The organism is Edaphobacter sp. FHG110511_03, assembly GCF_059115365.1.
The window spans coordinates 1-17,467 of the sequence record NZ_JBZYWL010000002.1; the positions used below are offsets into that span (position 1 = coordinate 1).

A 17,467-nucleotide genomic window follows, 5' to 3' on the forward strand; every position below is an offset into this window, starting at 1 on the left:
AACAAGGATGCGACAAAGTCGCGGAAGGGAGGAGCAACTAACTGATTGAGTTGACCTACCCTTGAATAACCCCTGTTTTGGGATGCCATCTCCAGAAACTTGGTGGTCGCCGCTGTTAGGACCCCCGAGAGCGCTAAGACTCAAAGAGCTGCGCTCCGTTTCAAGGTCTCAGACCAGCCTAAGAAACTCCCAAATAGGTGCATGATTTCGATTCCCGGAGTATACGGCGGCTTGCTGGACAAAGTACCCTTTGGCGCAGCGTTCGGGAAAGGAATCACCATGAAGATGGGCCAGACCAACATGCATAACTACATGAAGCCCCTTCTAGAAAGGATCGAGAAAGGGCAGATCGATCCTAGTTACATCATCTCCCATCGAATTACTCTCGACGAAGCTCCAGAGATGTACAAAGTGTGGCGAGACAAGAAGGACCGCGTGACAAAGATCGTGATTGATCCATGGGCTGAGAAGGCCGTCGCATAGCCAGAAGTCCCACTCCGTAGCTCGTCGAATCAACAAAAAGTGGGTCCGCACTTCTGGTGCGGACCTCAATTACAAATGCCTCCGTACACTAGAAAGCCCTAAAGATTCGATATCGTCTTAGATTCCAAAGAAGGAGTGCCAATAACACCCACGCTAGCGTTGCGGCGGCTATTGCGAAGGTTGCGTCATAAGTCTTCAAATAACCACCACGAAGCGGCAGCAAATCCCATCAAGCCAAGGGCGCCGAGAGCTGCGCCTGCCGAATCCATGCTTGCGGCCAGGCGTCCACGGGCAGCACCGTCAGCGCCGATCTTCGCTTTCTTTTCCTTCTCATGACTTTCAATCAAACTGGCTCCGGCAGGAAAGATTGCCGGAAATGCAAGAAATAGCCCTCCAATGACGGGACCGAATCGTTTCCCGACGAGACCCGCAATAACCGTGCAAAGCCCGCCGATCAGAAACCTGATTGCATACTGGTGAGGCTTCGTTTGTTTCAACGCTGCTAAATGAACAGAAATCACAGATATATCCTTACTTCAATAGCCCATACAGACCGAGTGTGCCGAGAAACCAAATTGGCAGCAAAGCCAACGTCGTCATTAGCGTTGATAAAGGCAGCCGTCGCAAAACAAAACTCGATGCGGCCGCGTAGATGAAAAAGGCACACGCACCTACGATCATGGATCGCGATTCCAGTGCAGCATACGCATTACCGTGCTGATGGACCATTAGCCCAAGCGTCGCGAGAGCAATAGATGGGGCAGCGCCAAAGAGTCCGGCAAAGCTCTTCGGACGCAGAACCTCTCCCAATACAGCGAAGAGACTGACAACGGCGCCGCCGATCAAAAACCTAAACAGAATCTCGCCCATATCGGTTATGCAGCTTTCTTAGCCTGTTTGATCAAACGCATCGCCTGCTTGGTTCCTCGACATCCTAGGAGGCGATACTCCTTGCCTTCGAGATTGTGATAGTTGACGAAGAAGATCTGAAGCTCTTTGACCCATTTGCTGGGAAGATCCGACAGCTTCCGGATTGCCGCATACATATGCGTTGCTTCGGCAACGGCGACCAGTCTGTCATTCCGAATCTTTTTCTTGCCGTCGACTTGTTCGCCTTCTATAACTCCGATCAGTCGGGCTCTCACAGCCACACCGGGAAAAGCGGGTTGATCCATAAGAAGAAGGACGTCGATGGGATCGCCATCCGGGGCTAAGGTTTGAGGCAAGAAGCCGAAATCGTAAGGAAACACCATGCCTGCGGGTAAAACTTTCTTCAAGGCGAAGACGGACTGTTTGGGATCAAACGCAAACTTGTTCCGGCTCTGTGCAGGTGTTTCGATGATGACCTGAATAAGATCGTCATCCTCAATGGGCTTTAGTGTGGTGGGGTTCGCGAGCGACTTCATGAGAGATTCCTCTTATTTTTATGAGAAATGGCATCGTCTTCTATGGAGTTTTGATGCATCCTGGACACACGCACGTGGGCCAGTCGCATCTCATTTATCGAAGACACAGAGCAGGCTTCCTAACGATTGCATCATTTCTACGCCGCTTCCGAGGGAGGCGCTTTCTATCGTCAAGCACGCCTCGGATCGGGACTGCTGCTGCTCTTGCTTCAGCCGCCCTCAATCTCATGGACGGCCTGGGCATTCGCAGGTAACCCTGGGTGGATGGCGTTTGCTTTGTTCCTCTGGCGTGCATTGCCTGGGCATAACGCCTAGCTCGTGATTTCGGTCGCTACCAGCATTGTTGTCGGCCGGGCTTTGGACACTCCGAAGGAGACGGGTCTCCTACGGTCCTCGGCCCTAATAAGAGATGCAAGCGGATGTTCCGGGCACCTCAAGCTCATTTAAGGCATCGTAAAGACTGAGGTCGTTGTTTCCAAGGAGATACGATGCCCACACGTCCAACTTGGTCCGGTTCCATTCAGATTTCACTTGTTTCGATTGCGGTTAAGATCTTCCCCGCCACCAAGCCAGAGCGGCAGGTTGAATTTCATCAGATTGACCGGAAGACCCATAAACGAGTTCATCATCGCAATGTGGATGAAAGTGGCGATGTTAAAAAGGCCGACATCGTCAAGGGCTTTGAGTATTACCGTGACAAATACATCGAGATCGATCCAGACGAACTAAAAACCTTGCGGCTTCCGACGGCGACGACGATGCAGATCAAGCAGTTCGTCAATGCAGAGGAGCTCTCGTTAGCTCTATTCGAGCGACCCTACTACGTCGTACCGAAAGATGATGCTCAGGCCAAGGCGCTCGGCGTTATGCGGAAGGCACTGGCGCAGACCGAGACCTTGGGTATAGGAGAGATCGCCTTCAGTGGACGAGAGCACCTCGTGGCAATCGGAGCCCCTCTTGACCCCAAACAGAAAGGGCTGATGCTCTACATGCTTCGCTACGCGGACGAACTTCGCGATTCTAAGTCGGCTCTCTCGGGCATAAAGGAGGCTTCTGTCGATGCTGGCGAACTCTCATTGGCGAAGCAGTTGATCAGAGGGAGCACCTCCAAGTTCGATCTGTCTTTGTACACGAATGACTATGAAGCCGCCGTGAGGAAGCTGGTTGATGCGAAGCGGAAAGGCAAGCCGTTGCCGGAACCAGAGCCGGCAACGGTCGAGAGCAAGGTCGTCAATATTATGGATGCCCTGCGCAACAGCCTTGCAGAAGGCAAAAGACCTAAGAAATCAAACATCAAAAAGATGACCCGTAGAAAGAAAGCCGCCTAACCGCTTGGCTCTGAGGAGAGTTTTATGCCGGATTTATACACGTTACAGGATCCAACCAAACAGTATCCACGCCCAAAATTTAAACATCAGCCGCAACCCGTTCCAGGTCTGGCCAGGAAGATGGTGCCTCGACCTGACCATGGGGAAGAGAGCTATCGGGGCAGCGGCCGTCTTCCGAATCGTAAGGCGCTGGTAACGGGCGGAGACTCCGGAATCGGCCGAGCCGCGGCCATCGCTTTCGCGAGAGAGGGCGCGGATGTTGCCATCAATTATCTTCCGAGCGAAGAAGCCGATGCCAAAGAGGTCATCGCGCTGATCGAAAAAGAGGGTCGCAAGGCCTTTGCGATTCCGGGCGATTTGACTAATGAGAAGTTCTGCCAAAGACTGATCAAGCAAGCTCACAAGAAGCTCGGCGGCCTGGATGTACTGGCGTTGGTAGCAGGCAAGCAACACGCCGTCGATAAAATCGAAGACATTACGACTCAGCAGATGGAACAGACGTATCGAGTGAATGTCTTCTCTTTGTACTGGCTCTGTAAGGCCGCCCTGCCCCTCATGCCCGCCGGCGGATCGATCATTACTACCGCGTCGATTCAAGCGACGCATCCAAGCCCGTCGCTTTTGGACTACGCGCCGACAAAAGCCGCAATTTTGGCTTTCACGCGCGCACTCGCGAGGCAGGTCGCCGAAAAAGGGATCCGTATTAATTGTGTTGCACCGGGCCCGGTGTGGACTCCCCTGCAAACCAGCGGCGGCCAGCCCGACAAGAAGATTCCTGAGTTTGGATCGGAGACGGCGATGAAACGCCCCGGTCAGCCAGTGGAGATGGCACCCCTCTATGTTCTGCTCGCGTCTCAGGAGTCGAGTTATGTCACGGGAGAGGTCTATGGCGCAACGGGAGGCTTGGAAGTCTCCTGATTAGAACGATGAAATCGAACGACCTAGAGCCTCCAGATCTCGTTCCGCGTGGGATTGTCTCAGGTATATTCTAGCTCCTGATACCGTCGACACACTGATGCCCGTGGACCATAGGCGCGCGGCAATCTGCGCAGAATATCCGTGCAGGATTGCTCGACAAGATGTCGTACTGTGAGTGCCCGCGTCGTGGCGATCCTTCCTTCGTTAGGGAGGGCGTCGATCTCTTCGCCGGGGGGAATCGAAGTTAGACGAGAGTGCCCATACGGAAACATGCATTGCACATAGATGGGCGATCGTGTGTGAATCTTTCCCCGATTGGCGTTCCTGATTGATGAAGGTCACAACTTTGTCGAGGAAGTTCGCCTAGACGCATGCACCAAATAAGGTGATTCCCGGAATCATCTATTTACACAAGAAACGAACCTCGGTGAGGTCCCTATTCTTTCCGAGGCTTCTATGCGCCAAGCCTAAGCGATGCAATTGCTAATGGCTTTTGTTGTTTTTCAATTTTGGTGTGCGTTCCGGTAGTTTTAGACCCTTGCTGGATTGCTCCCATTCCTTTACATCGACACCCTGCTTCTCGAGTTTTGCCTTGTTTGCTTCGAAATAACGACGCTGCGCTTCGCTTTTGAATGGCATAGGAATTCCTCCTAATCAGTGTTGTCCAGGGCTCTCCGAACAACTGCGGCCATGACGCCATGTTTGGCGACAAGCTCTTTGAGCCGATTGGCGCTGATGCCCAGTTCCTTGGTCCAGTAGACGACCTCATAATCCTCGTTGACATTGATTCGGGCGCGATCCGCAGGCCCATGATTCGACTTGTCATCTGCCATGTGTAAGTCTCCCTGCGCTCATAGTTGAGCGTCAAAGGATGAGAGCACACAAAGACGGGCTAAGGTTGTCATGGATAACTAGGGTGGATCATGGCGAAAACGACGAAAGCGGTTGGTTTCATAGAGACAATGGATTGTTTGGCGGTTCCGAAGATCCCCGAGGGTCCGGAATGGACGTATGAAATCAAACTTGATGGCTTGCGCGTGGAAGCCGTCAAGCAGCACGGAAAAGTGACTCTCTACTCGCGGCGTGGGAATATCCTGAACACGAAGTTTCCGTACATCGCCACCGCGCTAAAAGAACTGCCAGACGAGACCATTCTGGATGGGGAACTGGTCGCCTTCGATTCGAAGGGACGTTCCGTCTTCAATCTGTTGCAAAATTTTCGCTCAGCAGAGGCTCAAATCCACTATTTCGCCTTCGACATTCTCGCCCTGAAAGGCAAGGATCTGACTCAGCTTCCGCTCGCGGAGCGCCGAGTGATTCTCAACAAAATAGCTCCTGTGAATGATCATGTGAGCCTATCTGCCGTTTCGCCTGGCTCCGCGCCCGATATCCTCGACTTTGTAAAAAGCACGGACTTGAGGGTGTTGTCGGGAAGCGAGCCGATAGCGTCTATCAGCCAGGGAAGCGCACAGGCTTATGGAGAAAGCATCGCATCAATCTTGGCCAGGAATTTGTGATCGGCGGATATACGCCGGGCACCCATGGCATCGACGCCTTAATCATTGGCTTCTATCGAGGCAAAGAACTCATCTATGCAGCCCGTGTTCGTGCTGGTTTTGTCCCAGCGACTCGGCGAGAGACTTTCTCCAAAATCAAGCATCTGAAGACATCGACCTGTCCATTTGCCAATTTGCCCGAGGCAACAGCGGGGCGGTGGGGGCAAGGTCTAACCGCGACAAAGATGAAGGATTGCGTTTGGCTATGTCCTGAGACAGTAGCAAGAATTGATTTCCTCGAGTGGACGGGAGCGGACCATTTGCGACACACCAAATTCGTCGCCCTCCGTGATGACAAAGATCCTCGCAAGGTGGTTAAGGAGACATAATTGTGCACCTGAACGGACAAAAACTTCTGAGCTTTTGGGACTTGTAGATGTCAGCGTGCCATTAGTTCTTCACGAGCTTCAACCCGCTGTCAGCCGTCTTGGAGGCCGGAAGAGTCAACCTGAACGTGGTGCCACTCTTTCCTGGGACCGCAGAACTGCGACAGCCAATACAGCCTCCGTGCTTCTCCGCTATTCCGCGCGAGAGCCAAAGCCCAAGCCCTGTTCCATGAGCCTTCGAAGTGTTGTGCGGAGTAAAGATGTTCTTGTAAACGCTATCTTCCATCCCGCGACCATTGTCTGCGATTGTGACGTGAATCCGGTTACCCACATTTTTGACTCGGACACATAATACTCCGCCCTCTGAGGGGGCAGCATCGAACGAGTTCAGGATGAAGTTGGAGAGTATTTGCAGGATTTCGCTAGCAAAGACAGGCGCGAATGCGGGCCCATCAGTCTTCATGTGGACACTGATGTGCTGCTTTCGTGCGCGTTCGGCGTGTATTTTCAAGGCGGATTCGGCGATGTCGACAAGATCGAAGTCCTTGAGTTCGGATTGATTTCGATAAAAGCTGAGAGTCTTTCGAGTGATATTTCCCAGATTTGCAAGCTGTTTGTCCGCGATCGCCATATTCTCGCGAACCAATTCGGGGTCATCGGCGACTTCGCGCGTCAGAAATACTAGATTGATGAGCGCTTCGAGGGGATTGTTCACCTCGTGCATGATGGCACCGGCGTAGCGGCTCGCAACGGCAAGCCGTTCGCACCTCTTCAGCGCTTCCTCCGCAGCCTGCAGCCTTAGCTGCAGTTGCTCAATAGTGTTTCGGTCATCCAAAACGGGGCCTTCTCGAAATAAAATAGGGCGTTCAGGGTTCTTGGCCTATGTGATGAAGGTAGGGTATTTACGGGTTGCCGCCTCTTATTTTAGAGTAGGAAGAGAGCGGTCATGCCTCAATCAAAATCAGCTCGGATCCTCGTATTCGGTCTCGATGCAGACCTCGAACTTACGAGAAAACTCCTCCTGAATCATGCAGGTTACATTGTTGACGCTGCTCAGGATTGGGCGGACTACGATGCGTTCCTTATGTCGGATTGGATCCATTACCGCCTTGTCGTCCTCTGTCACACGCTGTCGGAAGAGGATCGAAAGGTGAGCGCGGTGCGCGCCCGAGAGCGGCATATTGAGGTTCTGGAATTGAACGGTCCATTCCCACCTGAGGAGTTTCTTCGCCGTGTATCGCAACTGGCTGCCCTCTAGGCGCTGTTCAGTGGCAGCTGCATACTATGCGTCTGCATCAGCTCAATCTTCATCTCATCTGCCGGCACGATGCGAAGCAAATGCACGGGCGGCCTGTCGGACGGCATAAGGCACTCGGCATAATCTCTCGGCTCAAGAATGACCGGCTGCCTGTCGTGGATCTCCGCCATTGCCTCGTTTGGCTCAGAGGTGATGACTGATACTGTGGGCAGGGAATCGCCCGTCTTGTTATTCCACATGCTCCAGATTCCCGCGAGGGCAAAGGGATGACGGCCTTTGATGGTGATCTCGTATTTCGGATTGTTCTTCTCGTGCAGGCGCTTCCATTCAAAGAAGCTGTCCGCCGGCACGATGCAGCGACGATCTTCGAAAGACTTTTTCCAAAGGCCGGGCTTCAAAATGCTATCCGAGCGAGTATTGAAAGTGAGTCGCTTCGGAAAGGTGAAGCCCCAATACATCAGCTCGAGGTCGCGCTCTCCTTCGTCGTTCGAGAAGACGACAGGCTGCATGGTTCCAGGCGTGATGTCGTCGTTAGGCATGAAGTCGATCTCATCGAGATTGGCCTTCACGTGAAAGGCCTCAGCGATCTTCTGTTTGTCAGAGCGTCTTCCGTAGCGGCCGCACATTACTCGTTGGTCTCGTCGATCTTGATTGTGGTGTTCCGGTTAAGGTCAGCTCGGCGCTTGGCGATGTACTCTTCAGAGAAATCCTGCTTCCGGAACATGTCCGCGACCTGATCCCAGTTCTTAAAGCTGCCAAGGATGTCGCCAAAGTTATCTGTCACTTCAAAGCCATGACCGGTCTTCGTGATGATTGCTGTTTCCAGTTCGTCCATTTCAGTTCCTCACATCAGTGGATGGACGGGCGCGTCGATTTCGTTGCACTTCGGACATTCTGACCGATGACCGGTAAGAAACCCGCCCACACATCTGGTCGCGTCGACGACGTTAATTATCGTGGCGTGAGTTTAGGGTTGGCTGAGCAAAAGGCCTCGGCTCTGTTGATGGAGCTTTTTGTTCGATTCGTTTGAATATCAGATTAAGGTTGGCCCATTGTTGGCCAAATGGGAGGAGGAGAGATATCCAATCGACTTTCAATCTACGAAGCTCACCAGCGTGGACGTCGGTGCGAATTGCTCCAGCCAGGTCTTCATCAAGATAGACGACCACGCCTTTATTGTCCGGACCATTGACCGAGAAGGACACGATTCTCTTACCATCAAAATCTCTCACTTGAACGTGGACTGAATGATACTTCTTCAGCCGAGGTCCGAACTGATTCCTCAACCTTTGTACAAATGCGATCTTCTCTTCCTCCAGAAGAGCTAGCTCGTCGAGACTTATTTTGGAACCATTCTTGATTGACCTCGCTAACCCGCTCACTCTCTTAGGCTTAGAAGGATTTCTTAGGGACAAAATTATCTCCAGGGTTTGACATACTCATCCTGAATTGGGACCGTGTCAACTTGTATATTCAACTTGCATATATAGATGAATAGATAATTAGACGGAACTGTAATGCCAAAAGTCGGAAATCAATGTATACGGCCACTTACGCGACCTTTTCTTGTCTCGGTCAGATCTTGATTCCGGCAAAGGCGGTCCGATTTCTGCCATATCTCGGGATCGATGGGAAGGGGAACGGAACGACCGGACTGAGCATTGTAGAAAGTTCCGTGATGGTCCAGAGTTCCGTACCGAAGCTGCCGAATGATCATCGCAAGCGCGCTTGTGGCCAAGAAGTTGTTGATGAACGGCTCTTGTTTCTCCAAAGCGTCCGCCGCGGAAAACTTGGCAATGGACCTTCACCCTGGGACGTGTCCATGAGCGGAGGAAAGAGTTCGGTCACGTACGGAGGCGTTCTTTGGTGCGGCGATTGACGTTATTCAAAGGTTACAGAGAACAAACTGAACGTTGCTGGCGCCTGAGCAGACGGTTCATTAGGGTCCGCTTCGCTTTGCCCAATACCGTTTTGGTAGTCGTTCTGAGGGGCGCCGTTGCTAGGTTGGCAAACCTGACCAATCAAAGTTCCGCTCCGATCGCGTTGGCCAGAGTGGTCATCGATTCTATTAGATTCGGACGAGGAGCCTGGTTCGAGCTTTCAAGCAACCTGTTTCCAGGTATCGTCTATCTGGTATTGCCCTATTCGCTTCACAATCTCACCGGTTTGTGAGCCTAGATCCTTTTCGAGGATCACTCCATCCTGAGTCACGACAAACGTCATCACGCCGCTCGCACGATACTGCGCTGGATACGCGATGAACGCGAATCCGCCGGGATTTCTGAGCATCCGGTAGTAATAACCATGGTAGGGCGTCTCTTTGCCCGAGGTATCGTACCCTTCGCTGCTCGCTTGGGCTAGCATCCCTCCAGCCGGACTGGTCGGCTCACCAGGCTTAGTCGCCCAGTAAATTCCATTCTGCTTTCCGGGTTGGCTTACGATGCGTTCCGCATAGGTTCCCGTCGGACGACCGTCATGCGATGTCGCAGCATAATCGCGCTGGGCCGACACAACGCCTTTGCAAACCTCGATCGCTGACAGTTCGTTACTGCCAATGCGTCTATAAAGAATCTCCTGCTCCCCAGCCGCGGTGTCAAAGAACCACTTGCCATCCTTCTCGACCAGCGGAATTGGCGTCGGCCAGTCGTCCTCCCCAACATTGAGCGTCATCTGATGCGGCCCTGAACTCGTAAGGGAATGCTTCGCGTCGTACTTCGCCACAAAGCCCTCACGCGCTGCTTTGTCCGCCACGCTATCCCCAGAGGAGAGGATGGCCTCGCTCCCTGCGCCAAGAATGCTCTGCAATGCAGCAGTGTCCCCGGCGCGAACTGCCTGGATAAAAACGGTGACTGCATCCTTCGATGAGGGAAAAGTCTTTTGGTCGGGAACCTGTGCCACGATGCCCGCAGTGGTCAGGGTCGCGATTGCGACAAAAAATGCTGCACCCTTGAAATGTTCAGCACGAACGATTGTCCGAATCTTCATTGCGTCTCCTATCGAAGCAACAATTCCTGACAAAGATATTTTTCAAAGCTAGTGGCCACGTCTCCCGCCGCCGCGACCCCCACCGCCGCCGCCACCGCCCCTCCCGGGTGCGGAAACTCCCATGCTGGATCGGCCACGACTGCTTGCCGCCCTGTCGGCTCCTCCGCTATTGCCACCGCCAAACGCTCCTCCGCCGCTGCTCGGGCGATCTGGTGCCAGGGAACGAGTCTGCATGGCTGGTTGATTCGGCATCGTCGGCCTGCTTTGCACCGCTGCCCGGTTTTGTCCGGCTCCTGCGTTGCCGAATCCCCGGTCGCCGCCAGGTGCAGCTCCAGCTCTGTTCGCGGTGTTGTATCCCCCTGCACCGCCAGGTCTATTTGCACCGGGCGAAACATTCCTCGCTGACAGGTTGCCGGTGTTTTGACGAGCGGCATTCGCTCCTCCGTTCGCGATGCGAGGATTCGCACTTGCCATCGAGGCGCCGGGCCTCTGTCCCGTCTGCGGACGAGCACCAAGATAAGTCGACGACCCTCCGGCACCTGGCCGATTGGTCACAGCCGGGCGATTGTTGTTGTTGCGAGCTCCTAGGTAAGCGTTGTTATTGTTGCCAGCAATGGTCGTGCGATTGTTGTTATTGAATTTGTTGTAATAGTTGTTGTTGTTTACGTTGACGTTGACCTGCCGGTTGACTTGGTTCCAGTGATAGTTTCCCGGCGGATTGTAACCATACGCAGGCCTGTAGCCTCCATAAACAGGCGGGCGATAGGGTGGAGGATAGTAGGGCCGCCCTCCGTAATACATACCCCCGCCACCCCAGCCAGGATAGGGATAGTAGTTGTTATTGTTGAACGCCGACCCTACAGCCATGCCAACGCCGAAGGAAAGCAATCCGATACCGATAGCCGCTCCCGTGCTCACGCCGGATTTTTCTTCTACGACCGTAGTCTGAGCAGGAGGCGGTGTCGTGTACACAGTCGTAGTGTTGTACTGCGGAACATAGACGACTTGCGGATTTGCAGGCGCAATCTCTACAACCTGCTTTCCGTTGTCGGTCTTGGTATCGACCGTCATCTGTGGGCTCGATTTCAGATTCCCCACCTGTTGCGCCTGCATACGCTTGCGCTGAATGGCATCCATCACCCCTTTTTGATCGGCCTTGAATGCCTCCCCAAGCTCTTTCGTCCAGTCCAGCTGCTGGCACATGTTGTCGACTACTTGAGGGAACGCCGCTAGATACTGTGCGCTTGTGCTGAATCCCGCTGCCTTCGCCGCTGCAGGTGCCGCGTCCGGCTTGATGTTCTGGTTCTGGATAAGCCAGTTCCCAAGATCAAGAACCTCCTGCGAGTTAACCGCGGCGAGCAACAGTTGACCCAGTAGTTGGTCGGGATAAAGAGCGATCGGTGCGACAAGATCGTCAACGTTCATCTGCGTTGCAGGTTGATCCGGAGCCGTAGCCGGTTGCGTCGTCGAAGCAGGTGGTAGAGTCTGAGGAGAGGAACCTGATTTGCACCCGTCTGCTGTGACTGTCAGGACAAGCAGAAACGCTGTAAGAGAAGCCGTAGAACTACGCATTATTCGGTGCACGGTTCACTCCTCATGACATAATTGCGTCCTCGAAAGAACATAATGAGACGCCCACAAGCTCTAAATGTCAAATTTGCTACCAAATGTTCAAGGTCAGCTCGATCTCCGTGTTGGATGTAGCGGGAAGTCTATAACTGTTGTGTCAAACTCGTTCGCGTCTCATCGCGATCGCTCTTTTCTTACGACATCGAATCTGGACCCAGTGGTAGTCAAAATGCCTCACCGAGACTGATATAGGTGGCCCTGCTTCCATTGCCCCATGCATAGTCAGCGCGTAAATTAATATGGTTCCGTTTGGCTAGAACGAAGCGTAAACCAAAACCGCCTCCAGGTTGAGGATCACTGTTTCCAAAATCGCTCCATGTATGGGCGACCGCTCCAGCCCCCGCGAAGGCAACGGCTCCAAGTCGCCAGAAGAATTCACGACGATATTCAGCCTGACCGACGATCATGCGGTTGTCTCGATAGCGTCCCAGGGGATAACCGCGAAGATCCTTAGACCGGCCAAGTTCACAGTTGTCATAGAAGGGTGCCTCTTCCGTAACAAAACAGATCGACCCATGAATAGCAAAAATGTTCTTACTTCCGACACCTAGGTATTTGTCATAGCTGACCGTTACGTTCTGATACGTTTTCTGGCCCCCGACAGCCGAGCCATAGAAGTCGACGAGCGTATCGAAGATTGATCCAGCCTTGGGATAGAAAGGATTATCACTGGAATCGCGGAGAGTTCGAATTCCAACGGCTGCGGTGCGAAGCTTCAAATCGCCGGGAAGAGGCACCGGCAGTTGCGCAAGATTGAGCCTTGGACTGTTCAGAGAGACATCATTCGAAACGATGTGGTAGCGCGGGCCAAGATACCAGGCTCCGAAGATACGAATCTTGGGTTCGAACAAAAAGGCCTTCGACCGCTGCGACAGTGGAATGCTGAGACCTGCATTTCCAGCAGCATTCCCGGTGCCGAAATAGCTGTAGTTAAACTTGCCTCCGCCTCCCCCTATCGTTATGCGATACCGATCATTCCTAAGGTTCAGCCGAGCGCCGAGCCCCAATGCCCAACTCCCGCTTCCGGTCATAAATCCGCCGGCGCCGAAAGTTGAGGGGGGAGACGTATCTTCGTCTCCTCCCAGGTGGCGGGCATACATAACTGTCAGACCACCACCATTGCCGATCGAAGGGTTCACGAGAGGAATGGGTGCAAATGCGAACTCGCCCTTATGCTTCTTTTTCGAAGGCTTCTCTTTTTTTGCCGTCACGACACCAATTTCCGAGCCGTTTGTACTCCGTGCATCGAGAAGATTTGTATTAGTTCCGAAGACTACCGGGTTTGGTTGAGAAGAATTATTTGAGGGTGCCGTTACAGTCTGCGCCCGTGCATTAACGTTCAGATAGCTTGCCCAAACAAAGAGACAGCCAAGCATGGAAAGAGAGTTTTTGTTTATAACGCGCATAGTATCCCTAGATCGATAAGGCAGCGTCGGCAACTAGACTTCATGCGGCTGGTTTGCTCGCCAAGAATTTATCGCTAAGAGGATTGCCCTTAGGCAACCCCGCGGCTTCGCGGCACTCTCGAATTATTTCTTCGCTGACAAGACGTTTCAAAAGCCGGTTCGCGATCCACAGCACAAATAGATCATCCAGCTGACCAATGAACGGAATGAAGCTAGGAAGAAACTGAATCGGTGAGCATATATAGGCGACTGGTAAAAACAGCACCGCCCTTGCGCACCATGGAGTATCAGGATGTCTCAGAGCAAGGTACAGGCATTTGACGTCTCGGAACGCCCCGGCAATCGCTTGACCGCATTTCGACCAGAACTTACCTGGCACTACGGGCCCGATCTCAATCGTCATCACGTCTCCTTCATCATTGCCCTGGACTAGATATGTTCAACTGTTTGTCTCAGAAGGCGTGCGCTTACCACTTCATCGAGCAAGGGACTTGGATAGGCTGAGGAGATTTTGGGGATTCAGGCGTATAAGTCCGCCACGAGGGCTGTCAATGTCAGCGATGAGAAAAAATGAGATGGAGACGATGAGCGGCAAAACAAAGAGCAATCCTGCCTTCGCTCTTTCAGTTCGGACACTATATCCGACCAGTATGTTTGCTGCAATCGCGATGACCACCAATAAGCACCAGGCAGAAACTGGAATGCTGTTCCACCAGGATGCCTGTGTGTATCCTTGTGAGTTCAATACATCGTTCATCCCGGACGCAACCAGCGAAGCCAAAGGCGTGGGCTCAAGTAGACCTTGTTTGCTCACCGTTGCCCACATCTTCGTTTGAAGCGCTGCGGTCTCTGCATCAACACCGCGTAGCTTCTCCTGACTCCTGGTTTGATAGAAGATTATGCGGAGATCGGTGTATCGCTTGAGATCGCCTTTGACGGATGCTGAGATCGTAGGTATCAGATCCGTTCGGACATATTCTGTCCCGATCGCATTTGCTTCCTCCTCTTCATATGTCTTGCGTTGATCGTAACGACTGATTGCCATTGAAAAGCTAAACCCGATGATGAGGCCCAGTAACGTGAGTGTGGCTCCCTGGACGATAGCAAAATCATCACGCTCCTCGTCCTTGAGCGGACGACTTGAACGTATATACAGTCCGATTCGCCCTGCCAACCAAAGTACCAATAAGGAACATAGAAAAAATACAAGGGGAAAATTCAACATCTCTTCTCCTTCCATCTGCGTTCCTGCCGTAGTCCTTCTCAGTCGGACTCTATGTCATTCAGCGCGGTGACGCACCTAAACCCCACGTGGCTTGTCGAAGTATCGATGGGCTCTGCATGACGCGCCGCAGGACGATAGCGCTGGCAGTAGTTTGGTGCACAAAGATGCGAGCCTCCCTTCAAGACCTTGCGAGGAATTCGAATACTGGGATCACTTGGGTCATAGCTTGCCATTTCTGACCCTCCACGTGGGTTCTGAGGAATGCAACAAGCTTTTTTGGCATCAACCGTATGCTTCTCGGAATACCAGTCCGAAGTCCACTCCCAGACATTGCCGATCATGTCGTGGAGACCATAAGCATTTGCCGGAAATGCTGTCACCGGCGATGTGCGTTCGTAGCCGTCTAGAAGCTCATTCTTGTGAGGGAAGTTACCCTGCCATGTATTGGCCATCTGTCTCCCCTTAGGTGCGAACTCTTCTCCCCACGCAAATTCCAAGCCATCAAGCCCGCCTCGTGCTGCGAACTCCCACTGCGCCTCAGTCGGAAGATCCTTTCCGGCCCAGTGAGCATATGCAAGCGCATCGGAATATGCGATATGCACGACTGGATGATTATCGAGATTGGCTATGGTACTCGCCGGGCCATATGGATGTCGCCAGCTTGCTCCTTTAAGAAAACTCCACCACTGTGACCAATCGTTCAAGGCCACAGGGCGGTCAGGGGACTTGAAGACGAGCGATCCCGCGTAGAGCATGTGAGGCAACGCGCCAGGGTAGTCCTTGGGATTAGGAGGGATCTCCGCGAAGGTTACATGGCCGGTGGCTTCGACAAACTCGCGAAACTCGCGGTTTGTTACCGGTGTGCGATCCATCCAGAATGCCGAGACAGTGACGCGATGCGCTGGCGCCTCCTCGGGATAATGGTTGTCCGAGCCCATGCGAAACGTGCCGCCCGGAATGAGAACCATGTTCGATGTGGTTTGATGGATGACCTTTACTTCAGGCAAGCTCGCCATTTTCCCCTCCATTGGAATCTTCAAGTGCTAGTTCATTACTTCACGATTGGCCTGATCAAACAGGACAGCAGGGTATCCGTAAGAGTCCGGGATATCTTAGGACTCTTACGGATCTGTGTGGAGGCGTGCCTAGTTGCCCGTGGGTAGCCCGATGTGGAAGCCCTCCTTGTGTAGTTGATCTCTTAAATAGCTGAATCGCTGGAATTGCGTGAGAGTAATCGGGCCGTTGTAACCTTCGCCCTGCATCTTGCGGGGTGGGTGGTCCATGTAGGTCTTCATCAGTTCCTTGATCGCGCCGTTGATGGTGACCAGCGTCCAGGTGCGCTCGGTATAGTTATTCATGAAGATGTCGTAACGTTCCTGCGGATCCTGCCAGAGATCGAAGACTTGGGGAACCATTGCGACGTAGGACTCTGGACCTTTCCAGCCTAGGTTCGAGTCGACCGCCAGACCACCGGTGGTGGCGCCATCGTCACCTCGCAGATTGAAGACGGCCTTGTAGTTGCCAACCCGGGCGGCGCCTGGAGTGAGTTCGTTCTCAGTGAAGTAAAACCAACTCTTACGTTCAGATTTGCCCTTGCCGAACAAGACCGGAGACATATCGTGGCTATCGAAGATGATGGGTTTACCCTCACGATCGTTCTCGGGCAGCTTGACGCCAGCAAGCGACGCGAAGGTGGCCATGTAGTCGAGACCGCCGAGGATATCTGAGTTTTTGGATCCGCCTTTGATGCCAGGTCCCCACGCAAGTGAAGGAACACGGTTTCCACCCTCGCGCACCGTCCCTTTGGTTCCTCGGTAGGGCGTATAACCAGCATCAGGGTAGACGTCTTGCCAGGCACCATTGTCCGTCGTCCAAAACACATAGGTATTCTTGTCTAGGCCCAGCGAACGTATCTTGTCCATGATGCGGCCGATGCGCGTATCTGCCTCGCAGATCGAATCCGCAAATTTGCTCTTTGAAAGCGATTTGCCCTGAAACTCCGGTGCAGGCATGTTCGGTTGATGCACCTTCATAAAGCTGAAGCATCCAAAGAACGGTTCCGTCGATTTGGCATTGTCGTCGAGGAATTTAAGCGCAGCGTTTTCGACGTACTGGTCGAAGAACGGAATACCGACAACACCCTTTTCCGGTGTGTCCACGTACTGCCCGTTGATCTTGAAGTCCTCCGTCACTTCTCCGCCCGCTTTGCCAGAGAGTGCGCCCTTGGTCACCTTTTCGAACATCTTCCGGAGGTCGTCGCTCATGTCTGGAAACCAGGTCGGGTCGGCATAGGTGTAGGCGTTAAGGTGATAGAGGCCACAATATCTCATCTCGTCGAAGCCATGAGCTGTGGGAAGGGCGTAGTCGGATTCGCCGAGATGCCACTTGCCAGTGAAGAACGTTTTATAGCCGCCCGTCTTAAGTACCGACGCAAGTGTCCACTCTGCAGCAGGTAGACCACCGCCCTGTCCCTGGAAGGCGACAGTCGTCATGCCGCTGCGATTTGGAATGCGGCCCGTGAGCATGGCGGCACGACCAGGTGTGCAGCTTGGCTGCCCATAGAAGGAAAAAAACTGCAAGCCTTCTGCCGCCATTCGGTCGAGATTAGGGGTCGGCATACCGCGATTTTCGCCTCCGCCATATGCACCCGCATCTCCGTAGCCGAAATCGTCTGACATGATGAAGACGATGTTTGGTTTGCTGTTGTTACTCTTCTGCTGTTCGGTGGATTTTGCCATGACAATTCTCCTATAGTGTTGTTATCCGTCCGTTTTCGAATGCGTAATCGGTGTGCGATTGTCGTCAGTGTCCGGTAGCTCTCGGAGCTTATCCGGAGAAAAAATTAGGAGATTTGACAACATGCAATCCTGCATAAAGCATGTTAGGTAAGACGCCCAGATAGTCTTTGGTCGAGAAGCGTGTTTTGCTGGTTCTTTTGGATACGTTG

General features: G+C 53.0%; 22 protein-coding genes. 6 read left to right on the forward strand and 16 right to left on the reverse strand.

The features are described 5' to 3' along the window. The first annotated feature begins 231 nt into the window (after nt 1–231). Nucleotides 232–483, forward strand: a complete 252-nt coding sequence (locus tag AC5S26_RS09385; RefSeq protein WP_494184635.1) for a hypothetical protein — start codon at nt 232–234, stop codon at nt 481–483. A gap of 185 nt (nt 484–668) precedes the next feature. Here AC5S26_RS09385 and AC5S26_RS09390 read toward each other — a convergent pair whose 3' ends face one another. The 3 genes from AC5S26_RS09390 to AC5S26_RS09400 are packed head-to-tail and all read right to left on the reverse strand — an operon-like array spanning nt 669 to nt 1,889. Beyond that, a complete protein-coding gene (locus AC5S26_RS09390; RefSeq protein WP_494184636.1) occupies nt 669–1,004 on the reverse strand; it encodes a DUF3147 family protein in 336 nt (111 codons plus the stop codon). Between the two features lie 10 nt (nt 1,005–1,014). Further along, a complete protein-coding gene (locus AC5S26_RS09395) occupies nt 1,015–1,353 on the reverse strand; it encodes a DUF3147 family protein (RefSeq protein WP_494184637.1) in 339 nt (112 codons plus the stop codon). A 5-nt stretch (nt 1,354–1,358) separates the two neighbouring features. Next, nucleotides 1,359–1,889 carry an inorganic diphosphatase gene (locus AC5S26_RS09400; protein ID WP_494184638.1) on the reverse strand — a complete coding sequence of 177 codons (531 nt, stop codon included), beginning with the start codon at nt 1,887–1,889 and terminating at the stop codon, nt 1,359–1,361. Nucleotides 1,890–2,377: 488 nt separating this feature from the next. On the opposite strand from AC5S26_RS09400, the gene ku reads away from it, so the two are divergent. Both ku and AC5S26_RS09410 read left to right on the forward strand, forming a co-directional pair. Continuing rightward, a complete protein-coding gene (gene ku / locus AC5S26_RS09405) occupies nt 2,378–3,217 on the forward strand; it encodes a non-homologous end joining protein Ku (protein WP_494184639.1) in 840 nt (279 codons plus the stop codon). A 24-nt stretch (nt 3,218–3,241) separates the two neighbouring features. Next, the gene (locus AC5S26_RS09410) at nt 3,242–4,135 is read left to right on the forward strand and encodes an SDR family oxidoreductase (protein ID WP_494184640.1); all 894 of its coding nucleotides are present in this window, start codon (nt 3,242–3,244) and stop codon (nt 4,133–4,135) included. A 483-nt stretch (nt 4,136–4,618) separates the two neighbouring features. Here the strand turns inward: AC5S26_RS09410 and AC5S26_RS09415 are convergent, their stop codons facing one another. Further along, a complete protein-coding gene (locus tag AC5S26_RS09415; RefSeq protein ID WP_494184641.1) occupies nt 4,619–4,774 on the reverse strand; it encodes a hypothetical protein in 156 nt (51 codons plus the stop codon). Between the two features lie 11 nt (nt 4,775–4,785). Next, on the reverse strand, nt 4,786–4,968 hold the full coding sequence (locus AC5S26_RS09420) for a DUF3606 domain-containing protein (protein WP_494184642.1): 183 nt from the start codon (nt 4,966–4,968) through the stop codon (nt 4,786–4,788). 90 nt (nt 4,969–5,058) lie between these two features. Between AC5S26_RS09420 and AC5S26_RS09425 the strand changes: the two genes are divergently transcribed. Together AC5S26_RS09425 and AC5S26_RS09430 are read left to right on the forward strand one after the other, a co-directional pair. Then, a complete protein-coding gene (locus tag AC5S26_RS09425; RefSeq protein WP_494184643.1) occupies nt 5,059–5,652 on the forward strand; it encodes an ATP-dependent DNA ligase in 594 nt (197 codons plus the stop codon). Continuing rightward, complete coding sequence (locus tag AC5S26_RS09430) at nt 5,649–6,020, forward strand: ATP dependent DNA ligase (RefSeq protein WP_494184644.1); 372 nt, start codon at nt 5,649–5,651, stop codon at nt 6,018–6,020. The genes AC5S26_RS09425 and AC5S26_RS09430 overlap by 4 nt, the downstream gene beginning before the upstream one ends. A gap of 61 nt (nt 6,021–6,081) precedes the next feature. Here the strand turns inward: AC5S26_RS09430 and AC5S26_RS09435 are convergent, their stop codons facing one another. Further along, a complete protein-coding gene (locus tag AC5S26_RS09435) occupies nt 6,082–6,852 on the reverse strand; it encodes a sensor histidine kinase (RefSeq protein WP_494184645.1) in 771 nt (256 codons plus the stop codon). 111 nt (nt 6,853–6,963) lie between these two features. Between AC5S26_RS09435 and AC5S26_RS09440 the strand changes: the two genes are divergently transcribed. After that, nucleotides 6,964–7,275 carry a hypothetical protein gene (locus tag AC5S26_RS09440; RefSeq protein ID WP_494184646.1) on the forward strand — a complete coding sequence of 104 codons (312 nt, stop codon included), beginning with the start codon at nt 6,964–6,966 and terminating at the stop codon, nt 7,273–7,275. On the opposite strand, the gene AC5S26_RS09445 is transcribed toward AC5S26_RS09440, so the two are convergent. The 10 genes from AC5S26_RS09445 to AC5S26_RS09490 form a co-directional block, all read right to left on the reverse strand. Beyond that, nucleotides 7,272–7,901, reverse strand: coding sequence for an SOS response-associated peptidase (locus AC5S26_RS09445; protein ID WP_494184647.1), 630 nt, complete (start codon nt 7,899–7,901; stop codon nt 7,272–7,274). The genes AC5S26_RS09440 and AC5S26_RS09445 overlap by 4 nt on opposite strands. Next, on the reverse strand, nt 7,901–8,110 hold the full coding sequence (locus AC5S26_RS09450; protein ID WP_494184648.1) for a hypothetical protein: 210 nt from the start codon (nt 8,108–8,110) through the stop codon (nt 7,901–7,903). The genes AC5S26_RS09445 and AC5S26_RS09450 overlap by 1 nt, the downstream gene beginning before the upstream one ends. Before the next feature lie 112 nt (nt 8,111–8,222). Beyond that, on the reverse strand, nt 8,223–8,690 hold the full coding sequence (locus AC5S26_RS09455) for a hypothetical protein (protein WP_494184649.1): 468 nt from the start codon (nt 8,688–8,690) through the stop codon (nt 8,223–8,225). 685 nt (nt 8,691–9,375) lie between these two features. Further along, complete coding sequence (locus AC5S26_RS09460) at nt 9,376–10,260, reverse strand: DUF2950 domain-containing protein (RefSeq protein ID WP_494184650.1); 885 nt, start codon at nt 10,258–10,260, stop codon at nt 9,376–9,378. A gap of 48 nt (nt 10,261–10,308) precedes the next feature. Then, nucleotides 10,309–11,844: a DUF3300 domain-containing protein gene (locus AC5S26_RS09465; RefSeq protein ID WP_494184651.1), complete on the reverse strand. Its 1,536-nt coding sequence runs from the start codon at nt 11,842–11,844 to the stop codon at nt 10,309–10,311. Nucleotides 11,845–12,053: 209 nt separating this feature from the next. Then, a complete protein-coding gene (locus AC5S26_RS09470) occupies nt 12,054–13,100 on the reverse strand; it encodes a BamA/TamA family outer membrane protein (RefSeq protein ID WP_494184652.1) in 1,047 nt (348 codons plus the stop codon). A gap of 235 nt (nt 13,101–13,335) precedes the next feature. Further along, nucleotides 13,336–13,698, reverse strand: a complete 363-nt coding sequence (locus AC5S26_RS09475) for a YkvA family protein (protein WP_494184653.1) — start codon at nt 13,696–13,698, stop codon at nt 13,336–13,338. 72 nt (nt 13,699–13,770) lie between these two features. Continuing rightward, the gene (locus tag AC5S26_RS09480) at nt 13,771–14,520 is read right to left on the reverse strand and encodes a bestrophin-like domain (RefSeq protein ID WP_494184654.1); all 750 of its coding nucleotides are present in this window, start codon (nt 14,518–14,520) and stop codon (nt 13,771–13,773) included. A gap of 38 nt (nt 14,521–14,558) precedes the next feature. After that, nucleotides 14,559–15,536: a formylglycine-generating enzyme family protein gene (locus AC5S26_RS09485; RefSeq protein ID WP_494184655.1), complete on the reverse strand. Its 978-nt coding sequence runs from the start codon at nt 15,534–15,536 to the stop codon at nt 14,559–14,561. Between the two features lie 129 nt (nt 15,537–15,665). Next, on the reverse strand, nt 15,666–17,258 hold the full coding sequence (locus AC5S26_RS09490) for an arylsulfatase (protein WP_494184656.1): 1,593 nt from the start codon (nt 17,256–17,258) through the stop codon (nt 15,666–15,668). Nucleotides 17,259–17,467: the final 209 nt, after the last annotated feature.

Excerpts from the sequence above, each read along its gene's own strand:
- AC5S26_RS09395 (WP_494184637.1), bottom strand. The coding sequence starts at position 1,353 with ATGGGCGAGATTCTGTTTAGGTTTTTGATCGGCGGCGCCGTTGTCAGT.
- AC5S26_RS09400 (WP_494184638.1), bottom strand. The coding sequence starts at position 1,889 with ATGAAGTCGCTCGCGAACCCCACCACACTAAAGCCCATTGAGGATGAC.
- ku (WP_494184639.1), top strand. The coding sequence starts at position 2,378 with ATGCCCACACGTCCAACTTGGTCCGGTTCCATTCAGATTTCACTTGTT.
- AC5S26_RS09410 (WP_494184640.1), top strand. The coding sequence starts at position 3,242 with ATGCCGGATTTATACACGTTACAGGATCCAACCAAACAGTATCCACGC.
- AC5S26_RS09415 (WP_494184641.1), bottom strand. The coding sequence starts at position 4,774 with ATGCCATTCAAAAGCGAAGCGCAGCGTCGTTATTTCGAAGCAAACAAG.
- AC5S26_RS09420 (WP_494184642.1), bottom strand. The coding sequence starts at position 4,968 with ATGGCAGATGACAAGTCGAATCATGGGCCTGCGGATCGCGCCCGAATC.
- AC5S26_RS09425 (WP_494184643.1), top strand. The coding sequence starts at position 5,059 with ATGGCGAAAACGACGAAAGCGGTTGGTTTCATAGAGACAATGGATTGT.
- AC5S26_RS09440 (WP_494184646.1), top strand. The coding sequence starts at position 6,964 with ATGCCTCAATCAAAATCAGCTCGGATCCTCGTATTCGGTCTCGATGCA.
- AC5S26_RS09445 (WP_494184647.1), bottom strand. The coding sequence starts at position 7,901 with ATGTGCGGCCGCTACGGAAGACGCTCTGACAAACAGAAGATCGCTGAG.
- AC5S26_RS09450 (WP_494184648.1), bottom strand. The coding sequence starts at position 8,110 with ATGGACGAACTGGAAACAGCAATCATCACGAAGACCGGTCATGGCTTT.
- AC5S26_RS09460 (WP_494184650.1), bottom strand. The coding sequence starts at position 10,260 with ATGAAGATTCGGACAATCGTTCGTGCTGAACATTTCAAGGGTGCAGCA.
- AC5S26_RS09475 (WP_494184653.1), bottom strand. The coding sequence starts at position 13,698 with ATGACGATTGAGATCGGGCCCGTAGTGCCAGGTAAGTTCTGGTCGAAA.
- AC5S26_RS09480 (WP_494184654.1), bottom strand. The coding sequence starts at position 14,520 with ATGTTGAATTTTCCCCTTGTATTTTTTCTATGTTCCTTATTGGTACTT.
- AC5S26_RS09485 (WP_494184655.1), bottom strand. The coding sequence starts at position 15,536 with ATGGCGAGCTTGCCTGAAGTAAAGGTCATCCATCAAACCACATCGAAC.
- AC5S26_RS09490 (WP_494184656.1), bottom strand. The coding sequence starts at position 17,258 with ATGGCAAAATCCACCGAACAGCAGAAGAGTAACAACAGCAAACCAAAC.